Raw genomic sequence first — 23004 nt, 5'->3', positions numbered from 1 at the left:
CGGGGACAGGCTCAGGCACTAGCCTGGAATGCATTTCGACTTTCCATCGACCTCCAATCATGCATTCACTCGAAACGTGCGACTTCACGTCGCACTACCAGTCCGGGTCATGACCACTACAGGCGAACATGTAGAGCCGTTCGAAGTGACCACCCGTGTTCCACGCCTCGTCGAGACGCTTCATGTAGACGTCACGCGGACGCAGGCGGCCCGCTTCCCAGTTGGATACGGTCGCGCGGGTCACATGGACGATCAACGCGGTCTGAGCGAGCGACAGTCCGCGCTGCGTCCGATAAAACCACAGGTCAAAGGCCAGCCAGGCCCACAGCGAGGACGCTGGATCAATCGACTCGCGAACACTCATTGCCCCTCCGTAGGTGTATCGCGGCACCCGGAAATCACTTCACGTTAAGGCAAAGACACGAAGAGTGAGGGCCGAATCTCGAAACTGAGGATGGCCCCGATGAATGATCTTGAACTCGTCACACCGGCACCCGGCGTGCCCGAGGTGCGCCTCACCCTGCTCGCCGTCCCGTCAACGGTCGTGCTGGCCAGGGAACTCGTCCGCTACGCACTCACGAACTGGGGCTTCACCCGCGAAGCGATCAACGACGCGACTCTCGTCATGAGCGAGATCGTCACCAACGCCGTCACAGCGGCCCCCGGCCACCAAATCCGCCTGCGCTGCGCCCTCTACGAGGGGGCGCCCCTCCTGGAGTGCTGGGACCCGTCCCCTGAACTCCCGACCCTGGGACCGCCGGACCTTATGGCCGAAAACGGCCGCGGCCTATCCATCATCTCCGCCTACGCGAAGCAATCCGGCACCCGCCCCTCCGCCACTGGCGAAGGAAAAATAGTCTGGGTCCGCATGCCCGCCTGACTCATCAGACGCGAACCCACCCCGTCAATAGGTCCTCCGCCAGCCCCTGTCTGAGGACTCGCAATTTCTCTATGCTTGACCTCACATCAGTAATGCGCCGAGTGAACAGATGGGCACTCTCAACGATTTTTCGCTGCTCCTCAATCGACGGCAAAGTAACTGGGAACGCAAGCAAGAGACGTGAGTTTAGATTCGACTGATTCGATCCCTGTCCAAGGTCGCGAATCTCGTCATACCTGTACCTGAGATCTTGGTACAAGAAATCCGGGAGGAGCACATCCCTCCTAGGTGAGATGGCTGCACATGCCTGATTCACCGTGGCAGACGTCCGCAAGACCGCGCTCCGCCCTCGCGTTACCCCCTCCCCGTACATCGCCACCAGGACAGTCCCGGGCTCATATATCTTGAGCCGGGTGGCTTTTACAGCGAGTTGCGTGACCGATTCTTCAGTTTCCCAAATCTCCGCAAAAGAGACCTCCGACGTCTTTACCCATGGAATGGTACCCGAATCCCAAAAAGCCGCGTTCGCTCTGGAAGGAGTGGATCCGGATGACACAATCGCGACCTCGCCGAGTGCCACACGACTAGGCCACGATTTGCGAATCTCCGATGAGAGAAAGGCATCTCGTACAGTTATTAGCCTCTCCAAAGTCGCATGCTCCGCCGCTACTTGCGCGTCGAGCGCGTCAAGGATCTCCGCGATCCGCCGCTGCTCCTTGATGGGAGGTACGGGAACTTTCGTTGACGAGAGTTGACTCCGCGAAAGTTCGACTTGGTTCGTCGAGCCAGTGAAGCATTGGGACTCCAAGTGCTGCTGGCCCCAGGGCGAACGCAACAGGGCATTGAGCCAGACGGGTTCAACTCTCGATGGATTGACCCGGAGAACTGTCACGTGGCTGTCCACCACAAAGTCGCCTTCTTCGTTGAAGACACAGCTTCGACCGATGGTCCCAGTGCCGGTGGAGTTGAGGAGGACATCTCCGCGCTCAGCGCGGAGCACTCTGTTTTGGAGACGTCGATCATGCGGCCTGGCCATAGTCACATCAAAGCCGTCGTCTTGCACACATCGCTGCCCGATAGCCAATACTGGGCTGTCGTCTACGTAAGTAGGTGCACTACCACGCGATATAAGTGTGCACAGCTCACTGAGTGAGACGGTCTCCCATTCACGCAGATTCGGAATCTGCATCGCCCTGCTACTCATAGCCGAGCTCCCGGAGCATCTCGTTGACGCGGGCTGTGACGGCGGCGCGTTGGGCTTCTAGTTCGGGGAGGGTTACCGCGTACTTGTCCGCCCAGGTTTTGTAGCGGTCGGCGAGGGCTCGGCGGCGGGTGGCCATGCTGGCGTCGAGGCGGCGGCTCAGGTCGGCCTTGAGGATGCGCATGACGAGGTCCGGCTCGGTCTCGGCCTTCTGGATCTCGCGGACGCCCGCGCCGAGCTTGTCGACGAAGGCCGCTTCGAGCTTCTTCACCTTCGCCTTCGCGGCGGTGTGCTGCGCCTTGAGGCGCTTGAGGACGACGGGGTCGGTCGGTTCCGCGTCTTCCGCGTCGTCGTCCGGGACGGCGGTGGCGGCCTTGACCTTGGCGTCGAGCTCGGCGCGGAGGTTCTCGGCCTCCTCCAGTTCCGTCAGGTAGTCCGCGAGGACGAACGGCACCAGGGGGTGTTCCTTGGCCTTGCGTTTCTCGGCGGCGCGCCGCTGGGCGTTGAGCACGGCGGCGGAGCCCTCGTCGTCGAATGCATTCTGAATGCTCGTCAGCCAGCCCTGCACGACGCCGCTGAACTGGTTGTACGCCAGCGTCCGGATGTCTGCCTGGACGCCGCCCCACCATGAGGCGACCGCGCCGGCGAGCTGGAAGCGGTCGAGCACCCCCACGGGTTCGAGTTCCGCGACGAAGCTGTCGAGCAGCTCGGCGCGGGTGTCCATGATGCGCCGGGCGCCGGGCAGCTCGCGGAGGCGTTTGCCGTGGCTGTCCCACCACTTGTCGAACGCCTCGCGAAGGCGATCCTCGGCGGGCTCGGTCAGCTGCGGGATCCGGTCCACCACCGACTGCCAGCCTTCGGGCGGGAAGTCGTAGTAGTCCTCGTCTCTCGGTGTGAACAGGGTGTGGATGTCGACGCCGAAGGCCCGGAACGCCGCCTCGTGCGCCGCCACCTCCTCCTTCGGGACGCCGCCGTGCAGGTGGGCGCGGACGTCCTGCGGCTCGGGAGGCGGGGTGTTGTCGACGTAGCGGCGGATGTTGAGGTTGAAGTCGTTGTCGGCGAGCTCGTCCACCGAGACCACGCGGGCGAAGCCGGGGATCTCCATGGTCTCGTCGGCCAGGTACGTCCGGTAGGCGGAAACGATTTTCTCCGCGTGCTCGGGGTGGAGGTAGTTCTGCGCGCGGCCGGACGTGTATTCGCGGTCGGCGTTGATGAACAGCACCGTGCGCCGGTGCGAGGCGGGCCGGGGAGCCGTGCCGCGCAGGATCAGGATGCAGGCCGGGATGCCCGTCCCGTAGAACAGATTCGGGGCGAGGCCGATGACGGCTTCGAGGCGGTCGGCCTCGATGACCGCCTTGCGGATCTTCCCTTCCTCGCCGCCCCGGAAGAGGACGCCGTGCGGCATGACCGTCGCGCCGACGCCGTCCGGGCGCAGCACCGCCAGGACGTGCTGGGCGAACATCCAGTCCGCCTTCTTGCCGGTCTCCGGCGCCCAGCCGTATTCGAACCGGTCCTCGTGTTTCATCCCGGCCCTCTCGTAATTCTGTGAGAAGGGCGGGTTGGTGAGGACGCGGTCGTAGGTGAGGAGCCGGCCGGCCTCGTCGTAGTGCATGGGGTTGGCGAGGGTGTCGTCATTCTCCAGTTCGGCGTTGACGATCCCGTGGAGGATCATGTTCATCTTGGAGATCGCCCAGGTGCCGCCGTTGGCCTCCTGCCCGTACAGGGCCAGGTTGCTCGCGTCCTCGCCGTTCTCCGCGACGTACTCCTTCGCCATGATCAACATGCCGCCGGAGCCCGAGCACGGGTCGTAGACGCGCATGCCCGCGTGCGGATCGACGAGCCGCGCCATCATGCGGACAACGGAGCGAGGCGTGTAGAACTCGCCGCCCTTCTTCCCCGCCGAGTCCGCGAACTCCCCGATGAGGTACTCGTAGGCCGCGCCAAGGAGGTCCGGGAACTCGAAGTCGTCGTTGCGCAGCCGGTGCCGGGAGAAATGCCTGACCAGCTTCTGGAGGTTCTGGTTCGACAGCGTGGTCTTGCCGACCTTGCGATTGAAGTCGATGTGCCCGACAACGCCCTGCAACGCCTCGCCGTTGGCTTCTTCGAGTGCGGCGAGAGCCTTGTTCAGCAGATCCGCGACGGCCTTCTTGCCCGACTCGTCGACGATGTACTTCCACCGGGCGATCTTCGGGACGAAGAAGTCGCCGCCGCTGTAGAACACCTGATTATCGGCCAGTTCCTCGGCCTGCGCCCGCGTCCGGCCGGCGGCGAGCTGCTCCTCGATGATCCGTTCCCGGATGGTGTCGAACTGGTCAGAGCACCGTTTCAGGAACAGCATCCCGAAGATGTACTCCTTGAACTCCGAGGCGTCCATCTTGCCGCGCAGGATGTCGGCCGCCCCGAACAGGTGCGCTTCCAGCTGCGGCAAGGTCAGCTTCGCCACGGACGGCCCCCAACTCATCGTGCGGCTTCGGGAGCGACAAACATACCGCCCTGCACGGACGCTCTGCGGGGCCTAGCATGAGAATCCCGCTTGGTCCGTCGGAGGAGCGTCCGTGCCGCAACTGGCGATCGCGAAGGAGTTCCTCGCCGAGTACGCGAGCCTGGAGAAGCCCGTCCGGCGGGCGGTCCAGGACGCGATAGACAAGTTCGCTCACCACACGCACGCCAGCCTGCACCTTGAGAAGCTGCACGGTGGCGCCGACCCCCGCATCCGGACGATCCGGATCGACCGGTTCTGGCGCGGGGTCGTCCTCGCCCCCGAGGACGGCGACATCTACTGCCTGTTACGGGTACTGCCGCACGACGACGCGATCGCCTACGCGACGAGCCGCCGGTTCACCGTGAATCAGGTACTCGGCGTGCTGGAGGTCCGGGACGAGAAGCAGCTTCGGACCATGTCGGAAACGCTGGAGACGGTCGCCGGCGCCGCCCCCGCTCCCCGGCTGTTCGACCACGTGAAAGACTCCCAACTCCGCTGGCTCGGCATTGACGACCAGGTACTGCCGATCGTCCGGCTGCTCACCCGCGAGGCGCACCTGGACGCGCTCCAGCACCTGCTTCCGGAACTCCAGTACGACGCACTCGTGGCCCTCGCGTCCGGGATGACCCCCGAGGAGACCTGGGACGCGATCGCGAAGAACCTCGTCGACGCCGAACGTCCGAAAGCGGTCGAGCCCGACGACCTGCCCGCCGCGATCGAGCGGACGCCCGCCCAGGTCGCGCTGGTCGACGGTCCCGAGGAACTCGCCAAGATCCTGCGGCCGCCTTTCGCACTGTGGCGGATCTTCCTGCACCCCTCCCAGCGCCGAATCGCCTACCGGGACTCCTATCCCGGCTCGGTCATGATCACCGGCGGTGCCGGAACTGGGAAGACCGTGACGGCCCTGCACCGGGCGGCTCACCTCGCACGCCGGTACGGCGACGGCGTCCCGATCCTGATGACCACCTACAGCAAGCCGCTGACCGCCGAACTGGGGCGCCAGCTCGACCAGCTCATCGAGGACCCGCGCGAACGCGAACGTATCGAGGTGCTCACCACCGACCAGCTCGCGGCGCGCAGCCTGCGCGAACGGCTCGGCCGATCCGCCGACGTCATCGGCTACCCGGAGCTGTGCCAGTTCGCGGACCGCCTGAACCTGCACCCCGACCGTTCCGGCAAGTTCCTGGTCGACGAGTGGGAGGGCGTGCTGCTCGCCCAGAACATCACCGACTACCCCACCTACGAGGCGGCACGGCGCACGGGACGGGGCGAGTCACTCCACCCGTCCAAGCGGCCGGCGGTGTGGGCGGCGATCGAGGCGCTGCGGGATCGGCTGCGCGCCGACGGTCTGCGGTCGTTCCTCCAGATCGCCGACGAGGCCGCCGGGATCCTGCGGGAGAGCGGTGAGCCGCCTTACCGCCACGTGATCGTGGACGAGGCCCAGGATCTCCATCCCGCGCAGTGGCGGCTGCTGCGCGCCGCTGTCCCGGTAGGCCCCGACGACCTGTTCCTCGTCGGCGACCCGCACCAGCGCATCTGGCAGCATCGCGTGTCGATGCGGGACACGGGCGTCCACATCGTGGGGCGAACGCAGCGGCTCACCGTCAGCTACCGCACCACCCAGGAGATCCTGGATTGGGCGGTCCGGGTGCTCGGCCTCGCCCCCGCCGACGAGTTGGACGACTGGCCCGACAGCCTGGACGGCTACGAATCCCCCATGCACGGGCGGCGGCCCATCGTCCGAAGATTCCCCAGTTGGGACGAGGAGCGCGAGGCCGCAGTCAGGCAGGTCCGGTCATGGCTGGCCGACGGCGTGGAGCCGGGCGCGATCGCCGTGACCGCCCGGGTCAACACCAAGGTGAAGGACGTCGCGTCCCGGCTCGGGTCGCTGGGCATCCAGACCGAGCCGCCGACCGGTCCGGGCAGACATGTGCGCATCGGTGCGATGCACAGCCTCAAGGGGCTGGAGTTCCAATGCGTCGCGGTCGTCGGCGTCCAGGAGGGGCTCGTCCCGCACCCGAAGGCGCTGGTGCCACCGGAGGTCGACAAGGCGTCGCATCGGGAGAGCCTGCAACGGGAACGCTGCGTCCTTTATGTCGCCTGCACCCGTGCCCGCGACCGCCTGTACGCGTCCTACTCAGGGCCACCCAGCCCGTTCCTGCCGCGCTGACCACGCCGATCTGGAGGAGCCACGCCCATGCGTCCTCAACGCGTCGCCGTGCACAACGTTCGTGGTGCCGTGGACGTGGAGATTCACCTGCGCGCCTTCACCGCCCTCATCGGCCCGAACAACGCGGGGAAGACCACGCTTCTGGACGCCGTGCGCCTCTTCTACGGCGCCCTCGAATGGGACGGCGACCGGGACCGTCCCTGGGACGAGGAGGCCGAGGCGGAGTCTTGGGTCGAGATCGACTACGCGGTCGGCGCCGACGAGGCCAAGGAGATCTTCCAGACGCCCGAAGAGGCGCAGACCCTGCGCATCCGCAGGTACCTCACGGACGGGGTCGGCGGCAAGGCGGGCGCGTTCTACCTGATGCCGCCCGGCGGCGGCGATCCGCAGCCGACGGGCTGGACCACGGCGAGCAAGCTCGGGCAGTGCGTCTACGTGCCCGCTCTCACGCGGACGGCCGAGCACACCTCGACGTCCGACCCCGCGTCGCCCCTGCGGGACATCCTGCTGCTGGCGTTCTCGGACCGGTTCACCGACGGGGCCCTGCTGGCCGCCCGCGGCGGGCTGAGCGCGCTGGAGACGGCACTGGCGCAAGGCCCGATCACCACGCTGGAGAGCGATCTCGACGACGCTCTCTCCCCGTGGGGTCTCTCCGTGAAGGTGAACGTCGGGGAACTGACGAACGAGCTCATCCTGCGGCATCTCATCGAACTGCACGTCCAGCAGGGCGGTACCCGGCGTCCTCTGGAGACCCAGGGGTCCGGAGTCCAGCGGGCCCTGATCGCCGCGTTGATCCAGGCGGCGGCGAAGATCCGTGCGAGTGACGCGAAGAGCGAGAAGAACGCCTTCCGCTGGGTCCTCTTCGAGGAACCCGAGGCGTTCCTGCATCCGGCGCAGGTGACCCGGCTCGCACACAACCTGCACGAACTCGTCAGGTCCGGCAACACCGCGGTGACCATCTCGACGCACGACCCGACGATGCTCGCGGCGGCGGAGGCGTCCCCGGAGGGGATCGTCCGGGTGCAGCGGCCGGTGCAGTGGATCCACGCCGTGTCGCCCACGCCCGAGAGGGTGAACACCGCCCTGGAGGACATCCATGTCCGATCCGCCTACGCGGTGGGTTCGCGGTCCTGTTTCAAGCGCCCTCGGCTCACCCCCGCCGACGAGGAACGGCAGCGCGTCCTTTACGACCTGGACGCGCGCCGTGCCTCGGCCTTCTTCGCCGACCGGGTCATCGTGGTCGAGGGGCCGAGTGACATGCTCTTCTTCGACTGGCTCGCCAGGCAGGGCCGGCTCACGGGGCTCGGCCCCAACGTCGGCGTGCTGGACGCGTTCGGGAAGTTCGAGTTGCACCGGGCGTCGGCCACACTGTCCCTGTTCGGCATCCCGCACGTGGTGCTGTGGGACGAGGACGCCGCGATGCCCAGTAGCGACACCAGCCAGCTCCGGCAGCGGCGTTGCCAGGACGACGCGGCCCTTGCCGCGCTGGCCGCGTGTGCCAACGAGGCAGGCTCCGCCTTCACCGGTGCCGTCCGGCTCACCGGAACGATCGAGCACTGGCTCGGCATCACCGAGGAGAAGGACGGCCCCTGGAAGGCCGCCAACATCGCGGCGGCGCTCACCGCCGCGTACGGCGACGCGGCGTCGCCGATTCCCGGCCGGGTCAGCGCACTGCTGGCCCTGCTGGCAGATCTTTTCGACGGCATCGACCCCGCGGCCCACCGGGCGGTCCCCGAGTTCCAGGGCGCTCTCATCGAACCGCGGTTACCTCCGCCCACGGTGAATCTCGCCAGTGCCGTCGCCGCCTTCCCCTACACGGAATGTGCCTGCCGCGCCGCCGGCAGGAAGTGAACTCAGGCAAAGCGGGCTTGGGCTGCTGAGATGACTGGTTTTTCGTCTACTGATGCTTCGAAGAGGGTTGCTTCGCCGTCCTTCCAGGTGTCCACGCGGAGGGTGTCGCCTGGGAAGACAGGGGCGGCGAAGCGGCCCTCCAGTTCGCGGAGGTCGGCAGGGTGGGCGCCCAGGGACGATGCCAGTGGGAGTGTGATCGCCGCCAGTGTGCACAGGCCGTGCATGATGGGGCGCGGCATCCCGGCCGTCTTCGCCGCCTCCGGGTCGATGTGCAGGTGGTGGCGGTCGCCCAGGAGGCGGTACAGGGCGGCCTGGTTCGTGGCCGTCGGCACGGTCAGCGAAATGTCTGGGGACGTTTCTGGGCGCTTGCGGGCGGACGGGCCTCGGTCGCCGCCGAAGCCTCCGCAGCCCGGGGCGAACAGCGACCATGTCGCCTCGAAGTATTCGCTCTCCACGGCCACTTCGAAGACCGCGGCCGAACCCTTGTCCCAGACTTCGGCGACGCGGGCGCTCATCTCCACGGCGCCCGAGCGCGGCAGGTCCTTCAGGACGCGGAGGCGCTGGGTGCCGTGGACGGCGGTCCGGATGTCGAAGGCGCCCGCCGAGCCGAGGGCGTCCGGTGCCCACTGGGCGAGGGTCAGCGCGAACGTCGGGAGGACGCGCAGCCTCTCCTCGAAGACGAGGTCGAGGTCGGCGGCGTCCGCGCCGACGGCCAGCGCGTAGAGGATGGCCTGGGGCTCGTCGTAGGCGATGGTCTGGGTGCCGAGGTCCTTGCCCTTCCACTCGCTCACGCGTCGGCTCCCAGGATCAGGCCGCTGGTCGGGACGCCGGTTCCGGCGGTGACCAGGACGTTGTGGACGTCGCCCGGCTGGTTCACCGATGTCCCGCGTACCAGGCGGACGCCCTCGGCGATGCCGTTCATCCCGTGGATGTACGCCTCGCCGAGCTGGCCGCCGTGGGTGTTGAACGGGAGCCGGCCGCCGAGTTCCAGGTTGCCGTCCGCGATGAAGTCCTTGGCCTCGCCCTTGGCGCAGAAGCCGAGTTCTTCGAGCTGCGGGAGCACCAGCGGCGTGAAGTGGTCGTACAGGATCGCGGCCTGGACGTCGGCGGGGGTGATCCGCGACTGCGCGTACAGCTGGCGTCCCACCAGGCCCATCTCCGGGATGCCGGTGATCTCGGAGCGGTAGTAGCTCGTCATCATGTGCTGGTCGTTGCCGGATCCCTGCGCGGCGCCCCAGATCACGGCGGGGCGGTGCGGGAGGTCGCGGGCTCGCTCGGCGGAGACGATCACGAGGGCCTGGCCGCCGTCGCTCTCCTGGCAGCAGTCGAGGAGGCGGAGCGGTTCGGCGATCCAGCGGGACGCCTGGTGGTCCTCCAGGGTGATCGGGCGGCCGTGGAACCACGCGGCGGGGTTCTTCGCGGCGTGCGCGCGGTCGACGACGGCGACGCGGCCGAAGTCCTCGCTGGTCGCGCCGTACTCGTACATGTAGCGGCGGGCGAACATCGCGACCCACTGGGCGGGGGTCGACAGGCCGAACGGGTTCATCCACGCGTACGCGGCGCTGTCGGCGCTGACGTCCATCGGCCGGTTGGCCTGGCCGAGGCCGTAGCGGGTGCCCGAGCGCTCGTTGAACGCGCGGTAGCAGACGACGACGTCGGCGACGCCGGTCGCGACGGCCATCGCGGCCTGCTGGACGGTGCCGCAGGCGGCGCCGCCGCCGTGCCCGATGCGGGAGAAGAACTTCAGCTCGCCGATGCCGAGGTTGCGGGCGATGTGGATCTCGGAGCTGGTGTCGGCGGTGAACGTCACCATGCCGTCCACGTCGGACGGCTGGAGGCCGGCGTCGACGATCGCGGCGAGCACGGCCTCGCAGGCGAGCCGCAGTTCGCTGCGGCCGGACTCCTTGGAGAACTCGGTGGCGCCGATCCCGGCGATCGCGGCCGCTCCGGGCAGCACGCTCATGCCCCGCTCCCTTCCAGCTGGACGACGGGCAGCCGCACCACGACGGTGCCGGTGACGTGCGGTCCGATCGCGTTGACGCCGCGCACCTTGATCTCGACCCGGCCGTCGGGCTCCTTGCCGGTGACGGTGCCGGTCAGGACCATCGTGTCGCCCGGGTAGTTCGGCGCGCCGAGGCGGATCTTGATGGCCTTGACCACGGCGGCGGGCCCGGCCCAGCCGGTGACGTACCGGTCGACGAGCCCGTTCGTGGTGAGGATGTTCATGAAGACGTCCTTGGAGCCGCGCTCGACCGCGAGCGACGGGTCGTGGTGGACGTCCTGGTAGTCGCGGCTCGCGATCGCGGTCGCGACGATCATCGTGCGGGTCAGCGGGATGCGCAGCTCCGGGAGCTCCTCCCCCACCTCGACGTCGGCGTAGGCGCGCCCCGCCTTGTCTCGACTCACAGGGCCGCTCCCAGCAGGTCCAGGTCGGCGGAGGCGCCGCCGAGGGTTCCGGCGAGCTGCTTGCCCCACAGGAAGTGGCGGTGCACCGGGTAGTCGACGTCCACGCCGATGCCGCCGTGCAGGTGCTGGACGCGGTGGACGACGTTCAGCCCGCCCTCGTCCGACCACCACTTGGCGACCAGGACGGCGGTCTCGGCGTCCTCCCCGGCGGCGATCAGCGAGACCGCGTGCCAGAGGCAGACGCGGAGCGCGTCGATCTCGATGTAGCAGTCGGCGAGCTGGTGCTGTGCGGCCTGGAACGTGGCGAGCGGGCGGCCGAACTGCTCCCGTCCGGACAGGTAGTCGGCGGCCCTGCGCAGCGCGCCGTCGGCCACGCCGACCTGGAGGGCGGCGAGGGAGACGCGGGCGAGCCGCAGCGCCTCCGGGAGCGCGCCCTCCCCGAGGGCCTGCGCCCGGACGCCGTCGAGGGTGAGGTGTCCGGCCTTGTCGTGCGTGGTGGTCTCGGTCGCCTCCCAGGACGCCCCGGCGGCGGACGTCTCGACCAGGAACAGCCCGGGGCCGTCCGGCCCGGACGCCGACACCAGCACGTGGCTCGTCCCGAACGGGGTGGGGACGACCGCCTTCGTGCCGGTCAGCAGCCATCCGTCGCCGTCCTGGACGGCGGAGCAGCGCGGCGCCGCCGGGTCCGACGGGCCGAACTCCTCCAGCGCGACCGTGAGCCGTGCGGATCCGTCCAGCACGGGCGGCAGGAGCTCCTGCTGCGCCGTCGATCCGTGCGCGGCCAGCGTCAGCGCGGCGACGACGGACGGCCAGACCGGGACGGGCGCGACCGCGCGGCCCTGCTCCTCCAGCAGGACCGCGAGGCCGACGGCGCCGAGCCCGGCCCCGCCCGCGTCCTCGGGAAGCGCGATGCCGAGCAGACCCGTCTCGCCGAGCTCCGCCCACAGGCCCTCATCGAGCCCGCGCTCGGACGCCTCGGCGGCCTTGAGCCGCGCCTGCGTCGCCCGGTCGGTGAAGATCTGCCGGGCCAGGTCCCGGACGGCCTCCAGTTCCTCCCCCAGGGTGAAGTCCATCAGCGCTCCTTCGCGTCTGCGTCGGCCGGGCGGAACGCCGGCAGGGACAGGTCGGGGTCCGGGTCGATCCAGTCGAGGACGACGGGCATGCCGACCTCGACGTCCCGCGGCGCGACCCCGGTCATGTTCGCGATCAGCCGGGTGCCCTCGGCCAGCTCGATCACCGCGACGACGAGCGGGTACTCGAACGCCGGGTGGCGCGGGTGGTGGTTGACCACGTAGCTGTAGACGTGGCCGGTGCCCTGCGCCTCGACGGTGTCCCATTCGAACGAGCCGCACTGCGGGCAGCACGGGCCGGGCGGGTGCCGCAGCGACTTGCAGTCGGCGCAGCGCTGGATGACGAGCCGGTGCTCGCGCGCCGCCTCGAACCAGAACGCGTTGTCGGGGTTGATCGCGGGGCGGGGGCGCAGCGCCTTCTTCTCCGTGGCATCCGCGGCCTCCGCGGGCTTCGACTCCTCCGCGGGCTTCGACTCCTCCCCGGGCTTCGACTCCTCCCCGGGCTTTGCCGCCGCCTTCTCCGGGGGGCGGAAGCGCAGCAGGCGCCAGCCCTGCGTCGCGACGACCTCGCCGGATGCGTCGCGGTAGGTCCGCAGGGTGGTGATGAACCGGCCGGTGCCGAGCGCCGTCTTCTTCTCCGGGGAGATCGCCTGGACGACCTCCTCGACGCTGACGCGGTCGCCCGGGACCAGCTCCCGGACGAACTCGAACTCCGAGTCGGTGGCGACGACGGAGGTGTAGCCGCCCTCGGCGAGCAGCGCCGTCAGCTCGTCGGAGCCCGTCCGCTCGGAGTCGGGGCGGACGGACGCCGCGTAGCCGCGCATCGTCCACGCCTGCACCATCGACGCGGGCGCCACGACGCCGTCGCGGCCGGTCTCGCGGGCCGCGTCCTCGTCCAGGTAGACGGGGTTGTCGTCCGCCATCGCCTCGACCCAGTGCCGGATCATGGGGACGTTCACCGGGTCCTGGCCGAAGCGCCGGGTCAGCAGTTCGCGGCCGACCCAGGCTTGCAGCCTCTTCTCATAGTCCTTCTGGGCCTCGTCGTTCACGGCCTCGTCGTTCACGGCCTCGTCGTTCATGCTCTCGTCGCTCATGACCGCTTCACCCTCGGCAGGCCCAGGCCCTGGACGGCGACCATGTCGCGGAGCACCTCGTTGACGCCGCCGCCGAACGTGTTGACGATCCCCTGCCGGGACAGCTGCTCGATCTGCCCGTGCAGCACGGCGCCCGGCGACTCGGGGCGGATGCGGCCGGCCGCGCCGAGGATCCCGGTCAGCGTCCGCTGGACGAAGATGTGCGTCTCCGTCCCGTACGTCTTGGTGGCTCCGGCCTGCGCGCCGGTGAGCTCCCCGGCCTCGACCGCCATGGTCATCTTCCAGTTCATCAGCCGCATCGCCTCCAGCCGCGCGTACGTGCGGGCGAGGTCGGCGCGCACCCACGGCAGGTCGATCACGCCGTTCTCGCGGGCCCAGTCCCGGACGTCCTCCCACAGCCGGATCATCCGGCCGCCGAGCGCGGCGAGGCCGATGCGCTCGTGGTTCAGCTGGGTGGTGATCAGGGACCAGCCGCCGTCGACGTCCCCGACGACCGACGACGCGGGCACCCGCACGCCGTTGTAGTAGGTGGAGGTGACGACCATGCCGCCGACGGTCGGGATCGGGCTCCAGGAGAACCCGTCCGCGTCGGTCGGGACGATCAGGATCGAGATGCCCTTGTGCTTCGGCGCGTCCGGGTTCGTCCGGGCGGCGAGCCAGATGTGGTCGGCGGTGTTGGCGCCGCTGGTGAACACCTTGCTGCCGTCGATGACGAACTGGTCGCCGTCCAGGACGGCCCTGGTGCGCAGCGAGGCGAGGTCGGTGCCGGCGTCGGGTTCGGTGTAGCCGATCGCGAAGACGATGTCGCCCGACAGGATGCCGGGCAGGTACTTCTTCTTCTGCTCGTCCGTCCCGAAGCGCATCAGGGTCGGGCCGACCGTGTTCACGGTGACGAACGGGAACGGCAGCCCGGCCCGCTGCACCTCGTCGAAGAACACGTACTGCTCGGCGATCGACCTGCCCTGCCCGCCGTACTCCTCGGGCCAGCCGTAGCCGAGCCAGCCGTCGTTGCCGAGCATCTTGACGATCTCGCGGAACCGGTCGCCGCCGACGCCCTGCTCGCCGGCGCGGCGGCGCACGTCCTCGGGCAGCAGGCCCGCGAAGTACGCCCTCAGTTCCGCGCGCAGCGCACGATGCGCGTCGGACTCACGCAGATCCATACCTGCCCTTTCTCGGTTACGGGAGGAAGCGCGCGCGTCCGGCGGCGACGAACTCGTCCCGGAGCGCGGCCTTGTCGGCCTCGGTCATCGGCACGTACTCGGGGGCGCCCCGGCCGGGCCACCAGTAGACGGGGTCGGTGGTGCGCCAGCCGTCGAGTTGCAGCTCCTTCTTCTTGAGCTTGCCGGAGCCCGTCGTCGGCAGCGCGTGCGAGACGCGGACGAACCGCGGGGCGCCCTTGGTGCCGAGGTCGTCCTGCGCGGCGAGGAACGCGGGCAGGTCGAGGTCCTCGAACGCGACGCCCTCGGGGATCTCGATGGCGGCCATCACCTGGTCGCCGGAGCGCGGGTCGGGGACGCCGAACGCGACCGCGTCCACGATCTTCGGGTGGCGGCGGACGACGTTCTGGGTGAGCAGCGCGGAGATGTTCTCCGAGTCGACCCGGATCCAGTCGCCGGACCGGCCGCCGAAGTACAGGAACCCGTCGGCGTCGATGTAGCCGAGGTCGCCCGTCCAGTACCAGCCGTGCCGGACGCGTTCGGCGTCGGCCTCCGGGTTCTTGTAGTAGCCCTCGAACTTCGCGGCGCCGTGCACGTCGACGATCTCGCCGACGGCGGCCTCGGCGTTGGTGACGCGGCCGTGCTCGTCCAGGACGGCGCGCGCGCACGTCTCGCGGGTTTCGGGGTTCACGATGCGGACGCCGTCGTGGGCGGGGCGGCCGAACGCGGTCGGCGGCGCGGCCGGGTCCCGCTTGATCATGCCGGCGCTCTCGCTGGAGCCGTAGCCCTCGACGAGCCGCGCGCCGAACCGGCGCAGGAACTCGGCCTTGTCCTCGGGGGACGCCTCGGTGCCGAACCCGTGGGTGAGGGTGTTGTCGCGGTCGTCGGGCCGCTCCGGCGTGGCGAGGATGTAGCCGATGGCCTTGCCGACGTAGTTGAAGAACGTCGCGCCGTAGTACCGGACGTCCGGCAGGAACCCGGACGCGGAGAACTTCGGCGCGAGGACGACGGTCGCGCCGACCGCGAGCGAGGGCGCCCACAGCGCCATCAGCGCGTTGCCGTGGAACAGTGGCATCGAGCAGTAGCTGATGTCGTCGCGCTTGATGTCGTACTTGGCGCTGTTGTTGCGTCCCAGCTCGGCGAGGCGTCCTTGGGAGCAGCGCGCCGCCTTCGACGCGCCCGTGGTCCCGGACGTGAACAGCAGCAGCATCTGCGTCTCGGGGGTGACGGACTCGTCCACCCAGGGTTCGCAGGCGTGGGCCTCGACCTTCGCCGGGTAGTCCTCGTCGTCGATGAGGAGGAACCGGTCGCGGGGAACGCCGATGTCGAGGCCGTCGAGGAGCTTCAGCCCGGCCTGGTCGGTGATGAGGAGCTGGAGGTCGGTGTGCCGGACCTCCTGCTCCAGGTAGGAGCCGGTCCGGGTGGAGTTGATGCCGACGATCGTCGCGCCGCCGAGCGCGGCGGCGCCCAGCCACAGGACGTACTCCGGCACGTTCTCCAGCAGCACCCCGATGTGGAAGGGGCCGTCCCGGCGCAGCTCCCGGGCCAGGGACGCGCGCGCGGCGCTCTCCTGGACGACCTCGTCCCAGGTCCATGTCCGCTCGCGGCTGCGCAGGCCGTGCCGGGGGTCGCCGACCCGGTCCAGCAGCATCGCCGCGATCGTCTCGTCACGCACCTGCGGCACCCCAGGCGGGCTCGGTGGACAGGACGCAGTGCGTGCCGCCGTAGATCGCGGTCATGCACTTGTTGCAGTGGATGCACAGCGACTCGGTCGCGGGCTCGGCCTGGATCCGGTTGATCAGGTCGGGTTCGCGCAGCAGGGCGCGGGCCATCGCCACGAACTCGAAGCCCTCCGCCATCGCGGTGTCCATGCCGGCCTTGTCGGTGACCCCGCCGAGCAGGATCATCGGCAGCTTCACCGCCGCGCGGATCTGCCGGGCGTCGCGCAGCAGGTAGAGGTCCTCGTAGGGGTAGGACTTCAGGAAGTGCTTGCCGATGAGCTGGATGCCGAGCTTGGTCGGCTGCTTCATGACGGACGCGAACTCGCGCAGCGGCGCGTCGCCCTTGAACAGGTACATCGGGTTGAGCAGGGAGCTGCCCGCGGTCATCTGGAGGGCGTCGACCGAGCCGTCCTCCTCCAGCCACCGCGCGACCTGGATGGCCTCGTCGATCCAGAAGCCGCCGGGCACGCCGTCGTCCATGTTCAGCTTCGCGGTGACGGCGATGCGGTCGCCGACGGCGTCGCGGACGGCGCGGCCGATGTCGCGCGCCAGCCGGGCCCGGTTCTCCAGCGACCCGCCGTACTCGTCCTTGCGGTGGTTGACCTTGGGGCTGAGGAACGAGCTGGTCAGGTAGTTGTGCCCCATGTGGATCTCGATGGAGTCGAACCCCGCCTCGATCGCCATCCGGCCGGCCCGCGCGTGCGCCTCGACGACCCGGGCGATGTCGCCGTGCGTGGCGGCCTTCGCGACGGTCTGCGTCGTCAGGTGGAAGTGGCGGCTCGGCGCGAGCGCGGGGAGCTTGTTGCTCTTGGGGTTGGCGACCGGGCCCGCGTGACCGATCTGCGCCTGGACGGCGGCGCCCTCGGCGTGCACGGCATCGGTCAGCTTGCGGAGGCCGGGCATCGCCTCGTCCCGCCAGTGGATCTGGCGGCGGTCGGTGCGGCCCTCCGGAGCGACCGCGCAGTACGCGACGGTGGTCATCCCGACGCCGCCGCGCGCGTGCCGGACGTGGAAGTCGATCAGCGCGTCGGTGACCTGGCCGTCCTTGGTCAGGCCCTCGTAGGTCGCCGCCTTGATCGTGCGGTTCCGCAGCGTGACCGGGCCAAGCTTCGCCGGGGCGAACACGTCGGGCACCGGTGCGGCGTCCCCGGGCCGCGGTGCGGCGTCCCCGGGCCGCCCTGGGTCGTCCGACCGCGGGTGACTGGCGTCGTTCATTCAGAGTCCTCCATCCGAACTAGACGGTAATCAGCGGGATGTCCGGGCACTCCGGACATCCCGCTGACTGGGAGCGTCGACCCGCCGCAGCTATCCCTTGTCGCGCAGCGCGGCGGCGATCTGGTCGGCCTGCGCCTGCTGCTCCATGAGCTGCCGCAGCAGCCACAGCCGCAGGACGCGGGTCACGGCGGCGGCCAGGTACAGGGCCGCGCCGAGGACGGTCACCGCCAGGAACCCGATGGCGAGGGTCTGCAGCGAGCCCACGTCCCGCATGTCGTCCTTGGTCAGCGAGACGTTGTAGGCGATGAAGGCGCCGACGACGCCCGCGACCATCGCCAGGGCGCCGACGATCCGGAAGGCGCCGTCGAAGCGGGACTGGTCGGTCTTCAGCCTCTGGCCGGCCACGTCGTCCTTGAACTGCTTGCGTCGTTCCTCAGTGAGCATTCGGGGTCAACCTCCCAGGTAGTCGCTGGACAGCCGGTCTTCGATCTCGTCGGGCGGCCCGGCCGCCACCACGCGCCCGTGCAGCATCAGCGCGGCGGTGTCGGCGATCGGCAGGACGGCGCGGGCGAACTGCTCGGCGACCAGCACCGACAGGCCGCCCTCGACCAGCTCGGCGACCGTCTCGTACATCCGGGTGACGATCATGGGCGCGAGGCCCATGGACAGTTCGTCGAGCAGCAGCACCGCCGGATCGGTGCCGAGCGCCCGCGACAGCGCGAGCATCTGCTGCTCGCCGCCGGACATGGATCCGGCGAGCTGGCGGCGCCGCTCGCCGAGGATCGGGAAGCGGGCGTACGCCTTCTCCTCCAGGTCCTCCAGCCGGGCGCCGGTGCCGGTGGCGGCCCACAGGTTCTCCCTCACCGTCAGGTTCGGGAAGATCCCGCGGCCCTCGGGGATCGAGCAGACGCCGAGGCGGGCCGCGTCCTGCGCGGAGATGCCGTTCACCGTGCGTCCCGCGTACCGCAGCTCCCCGGCGGTCACGGGGTGCAGGCCCGCGCACACCCGCATCGTGGTGGACTTGCCGCCGCCGTTCGGGCCGAGCAGCGCCAGCAGCGACCCGGGCTTCAGCGCCAGGTCGACGCCGTGCAGCACCTCGATCGCGCCGTAGCCCGCGCGGACGCCGGACAGTTCGAGCAGCGGCTCGGGCCCGCCGGCCGCCTCCGCCGCGCCGCCCGCGGCGGGCGCGGCGGGTGCTCCTCGGGCGAGCTTCGACTCAGGCATGGGACGCCTCCTCCGTGCCGATGTAGGCGGCGATGACCTCCGGCGACTCCTTGATCTCCGCCGGGGTACCGGACGCGATCAGCGCGCCGTAGTCGAGGACGTGGATCGTGGCGCACAGCTTCATCACGAGCGGCAGGTCGTGCTCGACCAGGCAGATCGCGAGGCCCTCGGCGGCGAGCCCGGTCAGCATCTCGGCGAACGCCTCCGTCTCGCGCTCGGTCTGCCCGGAGGCGGGCTCGTCCAGCAGCAGGACGCGCGGTGAGGTCATGAGCGCGCGCGCCACCTCCACGACCCGGGCCCGTCCGATCGGGATGTCCGACACGTCGCGGTCGGCGATGTCGGTGAGCCCGGTCCGTTCGAGGACCCTGTCGGTCTGCTCGTCCAGGTCGAAGCGCTTGCGGCTGTGGCTGCGCAGGATGTCGCCCGCCACGCGGACGTTGTCGCGCACCGAGAGCGACAGGAACAGCTCCAGGCGCTGGAACGTCCGCGCCATGCCGCGCCGCGCGCGCTTGGCCGGGGACAGCCTGGTGATGTCGTCCCCGTCCAGGAGCACCTGGCCGGACGCGGGCTTCTGCAGGCCCGTGATGGTGTTGAACATCGTCGTCTTGCCGGCGCCGTTCGGGCCGATCAGCCCGGTGATCTGGCCGCCGGCCATCGTCAGGCCGACACCGTCGACGGCGGTGTTGCCGCCGAACCGGACGGTGATGTCGCGCGTCTCCAGCAGCGCCGGTGTCGGCTGTGATGTCTTGGCAGGCACGGGCTTCTTGTCGGGCACGGGCTTCTTGTCAGGCGCGGGCTTCTTGTCAGGCGCGGGCTTCTTGTCAGGCATGGACCCCTCCCTTCAGGCCGAGTTCGCGGTCGATGCGCGCGCGCAGTTCGTCGGTGTAGGGCTCGTCCACACCGAGGAGTTCCAGCGGCGTCGGACGGTTGCGGCGCCCCTCGTCCAGGTACATGCGGCCGAAGACCGGCAGCAGCATGGCGGCGCAGAGCGCGATGATCGCGAACAGCCACGTCCCGATGACGCCGGTGAGCGCGAGGACGTAGAGGACCGCGCCGAACGCCCCCGCCCCGTACAGGACGGGCTTGGCGTCCCGCATGGCGCGGTAGCCGTCGATGATGTCGTGGACGAACCCGCTCGGGTTGCGGCCGACGCCCATCCCGACCAGCGCCGTCCCGACGAGGACGAGGTGGCCGAGCGCGGTGTAGATCGTCGCCATGCCCTCGTTCTCCAGGGCCAGGTCGCCGAACGTCGACACCAGCACGGCCGAGCCGACGCCCGCCATCAGCCCGCCGAGCAGCGCGCCGCTGAGGTAGCCGATGCCGGCGACCACGACGAGCATCAGCAGCGCGAGGCTGCCGACGAAGGAGAAGTTCTCCTGCGCGACGGTGCCGGTCGCGGACGACATGAGCACGCCGCCGAGCCCCGCGATCGCCGCGGAGATCATGAAGACGCTCAGCTTCAGCCGGACCAGGTTCTGCCCGAGCATCGCCGACGCGGCCGGGCTGTCCTTCATCGCCGCGAGCCGCCGCCCGTAGCCGCTGTTGCGCAGCGCGGCGAGCCCGACCGCGATCAGCGCGAACAGCACGGTCGCCGTCATCAGCGAGGTGGTCCCGTCCCGCAGGTCGAGGGGGCCGGCCTTCAGCGGCGGGACGATCAGCGACCCGTCGGGGAACAGGGTGAACTTCACGCCGAACAGCTCGTGCTGCGTGGTGTCGCGCAGCACCATGTTCGACAGGAACTCGCCGAACGCCATCGTGGCGAGCGCCAGGTAGAGGCCGCGCAGGCGCAGCGCCGGCAGCGCGACGAGCCCGCCGACGATCGCCGCCGCCGCGACGCCGAGCAGCACGCCCTGGACGTTCATGCGGGCGTCCAGGCCGGTGCCCACCACCCCGGCGTGGAACGCGACCACCGTCCCGACCGCGCCGAACGCCAGCGGCGCGAGGTTCAGCTCGCCCGCGTAGCCGGTGAGGACGGTCAGCGACAGCGCGATGATCGCGAACGTCATGCCGAGCGCGAACGTGGTCACCGCGCCGTCCGACAGCAGCAGGCTGTAGAGGTAGACGACCGCGACGAGCACGAGGGCCCACACGGCCGCGCCCCGGACGGTCGGCACCCGGTACCGCTCGCGGGTCCGGATCGCGGCCCCGCGCAGCCGGTCCTGGGGCAGCACCACCAGCACCACGAACAGGATGATCATCGGCAGCGAGACGCGCAGGTTGCCGGTGAACGTGCCCGCCGACGGCAGGTAGGCGAGCACGTAGTTGGCGGCCAGGCCGAGCACCATCGCCCCCGCGAACGTGCGGGGGATGCTGCGCAGCCGGCCGAACATCGCCGCCGCGAACGCGTCGATCACCAGCAGGGTCAGCGCGTTCGCGTCCAGGCCGCCGCCGCTGATCGGGACGATCAGCACGCCGGCGAGGACGGCGAGGGTGGAGCCGAGCGCCCACGACAGCATCGCGGCGCGCTCGGGGTCGTGGCCGTTCAGCCGGAGCAGGTCCGGGTCGTCGACGGAGCCGCGCATGACGACGCCGATCCGGCTGCGGGTGAACAGCACCCGCAGCCCGGCGGCGATCGCCACGGCGGCGACCAGGCAGACGATCTCGTGGTAGCGGATCACCACCCCGCCGACGGTGATCTTCGAGCCGGCGCCGAAGAACATGCCGACGGTGTGGGCCTCGTCCGGATTCCAGATCCACTGCGCCAGGTAGACGGTGCCGAGCAGCACCGCCACCGTCACGATGATCTTCGTGACGTCGGCGGTGCCGCGCAGCCCCTTCATGATCGCGGCGTGCAGCGCGGCGCCCATCGCGGGACCGACCAGCCCGATCACGACGATCAGCGCGAGCCACACCGGCCAGCCCCACCGCTCGGTGAAGTGCCAGTACAGGAACGTGCCGAACATCGCCTGCGCGCCATGGGCGAAGTTGAAGATGCCCGAGGTGTTGTACGTGAGCACGAGCCCGGATGCCGCGATGGAGTACACCGACCCGAGGACAAGCCCCAGGATCGTGTAGGTCAGGAACGTCGTCACTTGCTCACCGCCATGTGGGTCACCGCCTCCGGCGGGTTCGGATCAGGAGGACTGGGGCTTGATGACGTCGCCGGTCAGGAACTTCGTCGAGATCCGGTCGTCGTTCAGCGTCACGCCCGAGGCCTTCGGGTCGGTCTTCACGACCAGCTCGGGGCCGCACTCGAACTCGCCGACGTTCTTCGGGTAGACCTGCTCGTACTTGGTCTTGTTGAGCTTGACCATGAGCGAGCACGACGCCGGCTTGTTGTTGCCCGGGTCCGTCGGCGCGTGCAGGCCGCCGCCCGTCCACTCGTGCACCTTCGCCAGCTCGTTGATCACGCACTGCCGGGTGAGGTCGGACCCGCACTTCTGCGCGGACTGCGCCCACAGCAGGAACGCGGAGGTGGCCTGCATGCCGAGCAGCGCGACCTTCCCCTGCTTGGCGTTGACGATGTCCATGTACTGCTTGACCGCCGGGACCTTCTCCGCGTTCTCGAACGGCTGGAAGATCATGCCGACGTGCAGGTTGTCACCGGCGCCGGAGGTGTTCCACTTCGACACCATCGTGCTGTACCAGGTCGCCTCGAAGACGTACTTGGGCTTGGCGCCCGCGCGCTCGATCGACTCCAGCAGGCTGAACTGGCCGGGGTCGGGCGAGTCGGACGACCACAGGTAGCCCGCCCCGCACTTCTTGATCTTCTCGGCGAACGGCATGTAGCTGCTCTCGCCCTTGTCGTTCAGCCGGACGCCGCACTCCAGCGGCTTGATGCCGATCTCCTTCATCGCGCCGGCGATCTTGCTGGTGCCGGTGCTGACGGCCGGGGACGTCGACAGCAGCAGGTCCGTCTTGTCCTTGAAGTCGGGGAACAGCTTCTCCGCCAGGCGGAGGCCGCCGATGTTCATCATGTCGACCGGGTACGGGACGGCCTCGTACTTCATCGGGCCCATCGCCGCGTTCGGGCCGACGGTGTAGCCGGCGACCGTCGGCAGCTTGCACGCCACCCGGTACTGCTCGGCGGCCTCGTCCATCGCGAAGCCCTGCCCGACGAGCATGAAGTCCTGCTTGCAGGACTCCTGCATCACCTTCGCGGACTGCGCGTAGGCGGCGTCGTACTGGTTCCCCTTGATCTTGCGCCCGTTGATGCCGCCCTGCTGGTTGCACCACTCGATCATCGCGGAGACGGCGTCGCCCATCTCCTTGGACAGGCCCGGCGCGGACGCGAAGCCGCGGTCGTCGCCGAAGCCGATGGTGATCGCGTCGTCGGTGACGCCCTGGTCGGTCTTGCCCTTGGCGTCGCCGGGGCCGCACGGGGACGCCAGCGTCCCGAACGTCTTGCTCGCCGCGGCGGTCGCGCCGCCGCCCGAGTCGCCGCCGGACACGCCGTCGGTGCCCGAACGCTCGCTCGAACAGGACGCGGTCACGAGCGCAACCGCGAGGGCGCCTGCGGCGAGGCGTCCGATCTTGTCGACCTTCATACGGTCGTACTCCTTTCACCGGCCGCCGGTGCGGCTAGTGGTGTTT

The 23004-nt window shown here is 69.5% G+C and carries 19 protein-coding genes; 3 read left to right on the top strand and 16 right to left on the bottom strand.

Annotated elements, in window-relative coordinates; genetic code table 11:
• Positions 1-94 precede the first annotated feature (94 nt).
• A complete protein-coding gene (locus CHF16_RS34280; protein WP_089330335.1) occupies positions 95-364 on the bottom strand; it encodes a helix-turn-helix transcriptional regulator in 270 nt (89 codons plus the stop codon).
• A 99-nt stretch (positions 365-463) separates the two neighbouring features.
• Here CHF16_RS34280 and CHF16_RS34275 point away from each other — a divergent pair, with 99 nt between their 5' ends.
• A complete protein-coding gene (locus tag CHF16_RS34275; protein ID WP_179271837.1) occupies positions 464-880 on the top strand; it encodes an ATP-binding protein in 417 nt (138 codons plus the stop codon).
• Positions 881-884: 4 nt separating this feature from the next.
• Here the strand turns inward: CHF16_RS34275 and CHF16_RS34270 are convergent, their stop codons facing one another.
• A complete protein-coding gene (locus CHF16_RS34270; protein WP_245869703.1) occupies positions 885-2069 on the bottom strand; it encodes a restriction endonuclease subunit S in 1185 nt (394 codons plus the stop codon).
• 7 nt (positions 2070-2076) lie between these two features.
• The gene (locus CHF16_RS34265) at positions 2077-4524 is read right to left on the bottom strand and encodes a type I restriction-modification system subunit M (RefSeq protein WP_245869702.1); all 2448 of its coding nucleotides are present in this window, start codon (positions 4522-4524) and stop codon (positions 2077-2079) included.
• Between the two features lie 112 nt (positions 4525-4636).
• On the opposite strand from CHF16_RS34265, the gene CHF16_RS34260 reads away from it, so the two are divergent.
• On the top strand, positions 4637-6733 hold the full coding sequence (locus CHF16_RS34260; RefSeq protein ID WP_089330331.1) for a UvrD-helicase domain-containing protein: 2097 nt from the start codon (positions 4637-4639) through the stop codon (positions 6731-6733).
• A gap of 27 nt (positions 6734-6760) precedes the next feature.
• Entirely contained in the window at positions 6761-8584 is a 1824-nt protein-coding gene (locus CHF16_RS34255; protein ID WP_089330330.1) for an ATP-dependent nuclease, read from the top strand.
• A gap of 2 nt (positions 8585-8586) precedes the next feature.
• Here the strand turns inward: CHF16_RS34255 and CHF16_RS34250 are convergent, their stop codons facing one another.
• From CHF16_RS34250 to CHF16_RS34190, 13 genes are all read right to left on the bottom strand, one after another.
• On the bottom strand, positions 8587-9375 hold the full coding sequence (locus CHF16_RS34250; protein ID WP_089330329.1) for a MaoC/PaaZ C-terminal domain-containing protein: 789 nt from the start codon (positions 9373-9375) through the stop codon (positions 8587-8589).
• Positions 9372-10547 carry a lipid-transfer protein gene (locus CHF16_RS34245; protein ID WP_089330328.1) on the bottom strand — a complete coding sequence of 392 codons (1176 nt, stop codon included), beginning with the start codon at positions 10545-10547 and terminating at the stop codon, positions 9372-9374. The genes CHF16_RS34250 and CHF16_RS34245 overlap by 4 nt, the downstream gene beginning before the upstream one ends.
• A complete protein-coding gene (locus CHF16_RS34240; RefSeq protein ID WP_089330327.1) occupies positions 10544-10990 on the bottom strand; it encodes a MaoC family dehydratase in 447 nt (148 codons plus the stop codon). Before CHF16_RS34240 ends, CHF16_RS34245 begins: the two co-directional genes overlap by 4 nt.
• The gene (locus tag CHF16_RS34235) at positions 10987-12063 is read right to left on the bottom strand and encodes an acyl-CoA dehydrogenase family protein (protein ID WP_089330326.1); all 1077 of its coding nucleotides are present in this window, start codon (positions 12061-12063) and stop codon (positions 10987-10989) included. The genes CHF16_RS34240 and CHF16_RS34235 overlap by 4 nt, the downstream gene beginning before the upstream one ends.
• The gene (locus tag CHF16_RS34230) at positions 12063-13154 is read right to left on the bottom strand and encodes a bifunctional MaoC family dehydratase N-terminal/OB-fold nucleic acid binding domain-containing protein (protein ID WP_089330325.1); all 1092 of its coding nucleotides are present in this window, start codon (positions 13152-13154) and stop codon (positions 12063-12065) included. Before CHF16_RS34230 ends, CHF16_RS34235 begins: the two co-directional genes overlap by 1 nt.
• Positions 13151-14314 carry an acyl-CoA dehydrogenase family protein gene (locus CHF16_RS34225; protein ID WP_089330324.1) on the bottom strand — a complete coding sequence of 388 codons (1164 nt, stop codon included), beginning with the start codon at positions 14312-14314 and terminating at the stop codon, positions 13151-13153. Before CHF16_RS34225 ends, CHF16_RS34230 begins: the two co-directional genes overlap by 4 nt.
• Positions 14315-14330: 16 nt before the next feature.
• Entirely contained in the window at positions 14331-15986 is a 1656-nt protein-coding gene (gene casI / locus CHF16_RS34220; RefSeq protein ID WP_089330341.1) for a steroid-22-oyl-CoA synthetase, read from the bottom strand.
• A complete protein-coding gene (locus tag CHF16_RS34215) occupies positions 15979-17247 on the bottom strand; it encodes an NADH:flavin oxidoreductase (RefSeq protein ID WP_089330323.1) in 1269 nt (422 codons plus the stop codon). The genes casI and CHF16_RS34215 overlap by 8 nt, the downstream gene beginning before the upstream one ends.
• Before the next feature lie 90 nt (positions 17248-17337).
• A complete protein-coding gene (locus CHF16_RS34210; RefSeq protein WP_089330322.1) occupies positions 17338-17691 on the bottom strand; it encodes a hypothetical protein in 354 nt (117 codons plus the stop codon).
• Between the two features lie 6 nt (positions 17692-17697).
• Positions 17698-18471 carry an ABC transporter ATP-binding protein gene (locus CHF16_RS34205; protein WP_089330321.1) on the bottom strand — a complete coding sequence of 258 codons (774 nt, stop codon included), beginning with the start codon at positions 18469-18471 and terminating at the stop codon, positions 17698-17700.
• Entirely contained in the window at positions 18464-19300 is an 837-nt protein-coding gene (locus CHF16_RS34200) for an ABC transporter ATP-binding protein (RefSeq protein WP_089330320.1), read from the bottom strand. Before CHF16_RS34200 ends, CHF16_RS34205 begins: the two co-directional genes overlap by 8 nt.
• On the bottom strand, positions 19293-21503 hold the full coding sequence (locus tag CHF16_RS34195) for an ABC transporter permease (RefSeq protein ID WP_089330319.1): 2211 nt from the start codon (positions 21501-21503) through the stop codon (positions 19293-19295). Before CHF16_RS34195 ends, CHF16_RS34200 begins: the two co-directional genes overlap by 8 nt.
• A 42-nt stretch (positions 21504-21545) precedes the next feature.
• Positions 21546-22958, bottom strand: a complete 1413-nt coding sequence (locus tag CHF16_RS34190; RefSeq protein ID WP_089330318.1) for an ABC transporter substrate-binding protein — start codon at positions 22956-22958, stop codon at positions 21546-21548.
• Positions 22959-23004: the final 46 nt, after the last annotated feature.

The organism is Actinomadura meyerae (assembly GCF_900188445.1).
In the GTDB taxonomy this organism is placed as follows: Bacteria; Actinomycetota; Actinomycetes; order Streptosporangiales; family Streptosporangiaceae; genus Spirillospora; species Spirillospora meyerae.
The sequence above is the reverse complement of the archived record's forward strand: the minus strand, read 5'-3'. Positions and strand labels throughout refer to the sequence as shown.

What these genes read in the sequence shown, in the direction of transcription:
- CHF16_RS34280 (WP_089330335.1), bottom strand. Translation starts at nt 364, where the DNA reads ATGAGTGTTCGCGAGTCGATTGATCCAGCGTCCTCGCTGTGGGCCTGG.
- CHF16_RS34275 (WP_179271837.1), top strand. Translation starts at nt 464, where the DNA reads ATGAATGATCTTGAACTCGTCACACCGGCACCCGGCGTGCCCGAGGTG.
- CHF16_RS34270 (WP_245869703.1), bottom strand. Translation starts at nt 2,069, where the DNA reads ATGCAGATTCCGAATCTGCGTGAATGGGAGACCGTCTCACTCAGTGAG.
- CHF16_RS34255 (WP_089330330.1), top strand. Translation starts at nt 6,761, where the DNA reads ATGCGTCCTCAACGCGTCGCCGTGCACAACGTTCGTGGTGCCGTGGAC.
- CHF16_RS34245 (WP_089330328.1), bottom strand. Translation starts at nt 10,547, where the DNA reads ATGAGCGTGCTGCCCGGAGCGGCCGCGATCGCCGGGATCGGCGCCACC.
- CHF16_RS34235 (WP_089330326.1), bottom strand. Translation starts at nt 12,063, where the DNA reads ATGGACTTCACCCTGGGGGAGGAACTGGAGGCCGTCCGGGACCTGGCC.
- CHF16_RS34230 (WP_089330325.1), bottom strand. Translation starts at nt 13,154, where the DNA reads ATGAGCGACGAGAGCATGAACGACGAGGCCGTGAACGACGAGGCCGTG.
- CHF16_RS34225 (WP_089330324.1), bottom strand. Translation starts at nt 14,314, where the DNA reads ATGGATCTGCGTGAGTCCGACGCGCATCGTGCGCTGCGCGCGGAACTG.
- CHF16_RS34215 (WP_089330323.1), bottom strand. Translation starts at nt 17,247, where the DNA reads ATGAACGACGCCAGTCACCCGCGGTCGGACGACCCAGGGCGGCCCGGG.
- CHF16_RS34210 (WP_089330322.1), bottom strand. Translation starts at nt 17,691, where the DNA reads ATGCTCACTGAGGAACGACGCAAGCAGTTCAAGGACGACGTGGCCGGC.
- CHF16_RS34205 (WP_089330321.1), bottom strand. Translation starts at nt 18,471, where the DNA reads ATGCCTGAGTCGAAGCTCGCCCGAGGAGCACCCGCCGCGCCCGCCGCG.
- CHF16_RS34200 (WP_089330320.1), bottom strand. Translation starts at nt 19,300, where the DNA reads ATGCCTGACAAGAAGCCCGCGCCTGACAAGAAGCCCGCGCCTGACAAG.
- CHF16_RS34190 (WP_089330318.1), bottom strand. Translation starts at nt 22,958, where the DNA reads ATGAAGGTCGACAAGATCGGACGCCTCGCCGCAGGCGCCCTCGCGGTT.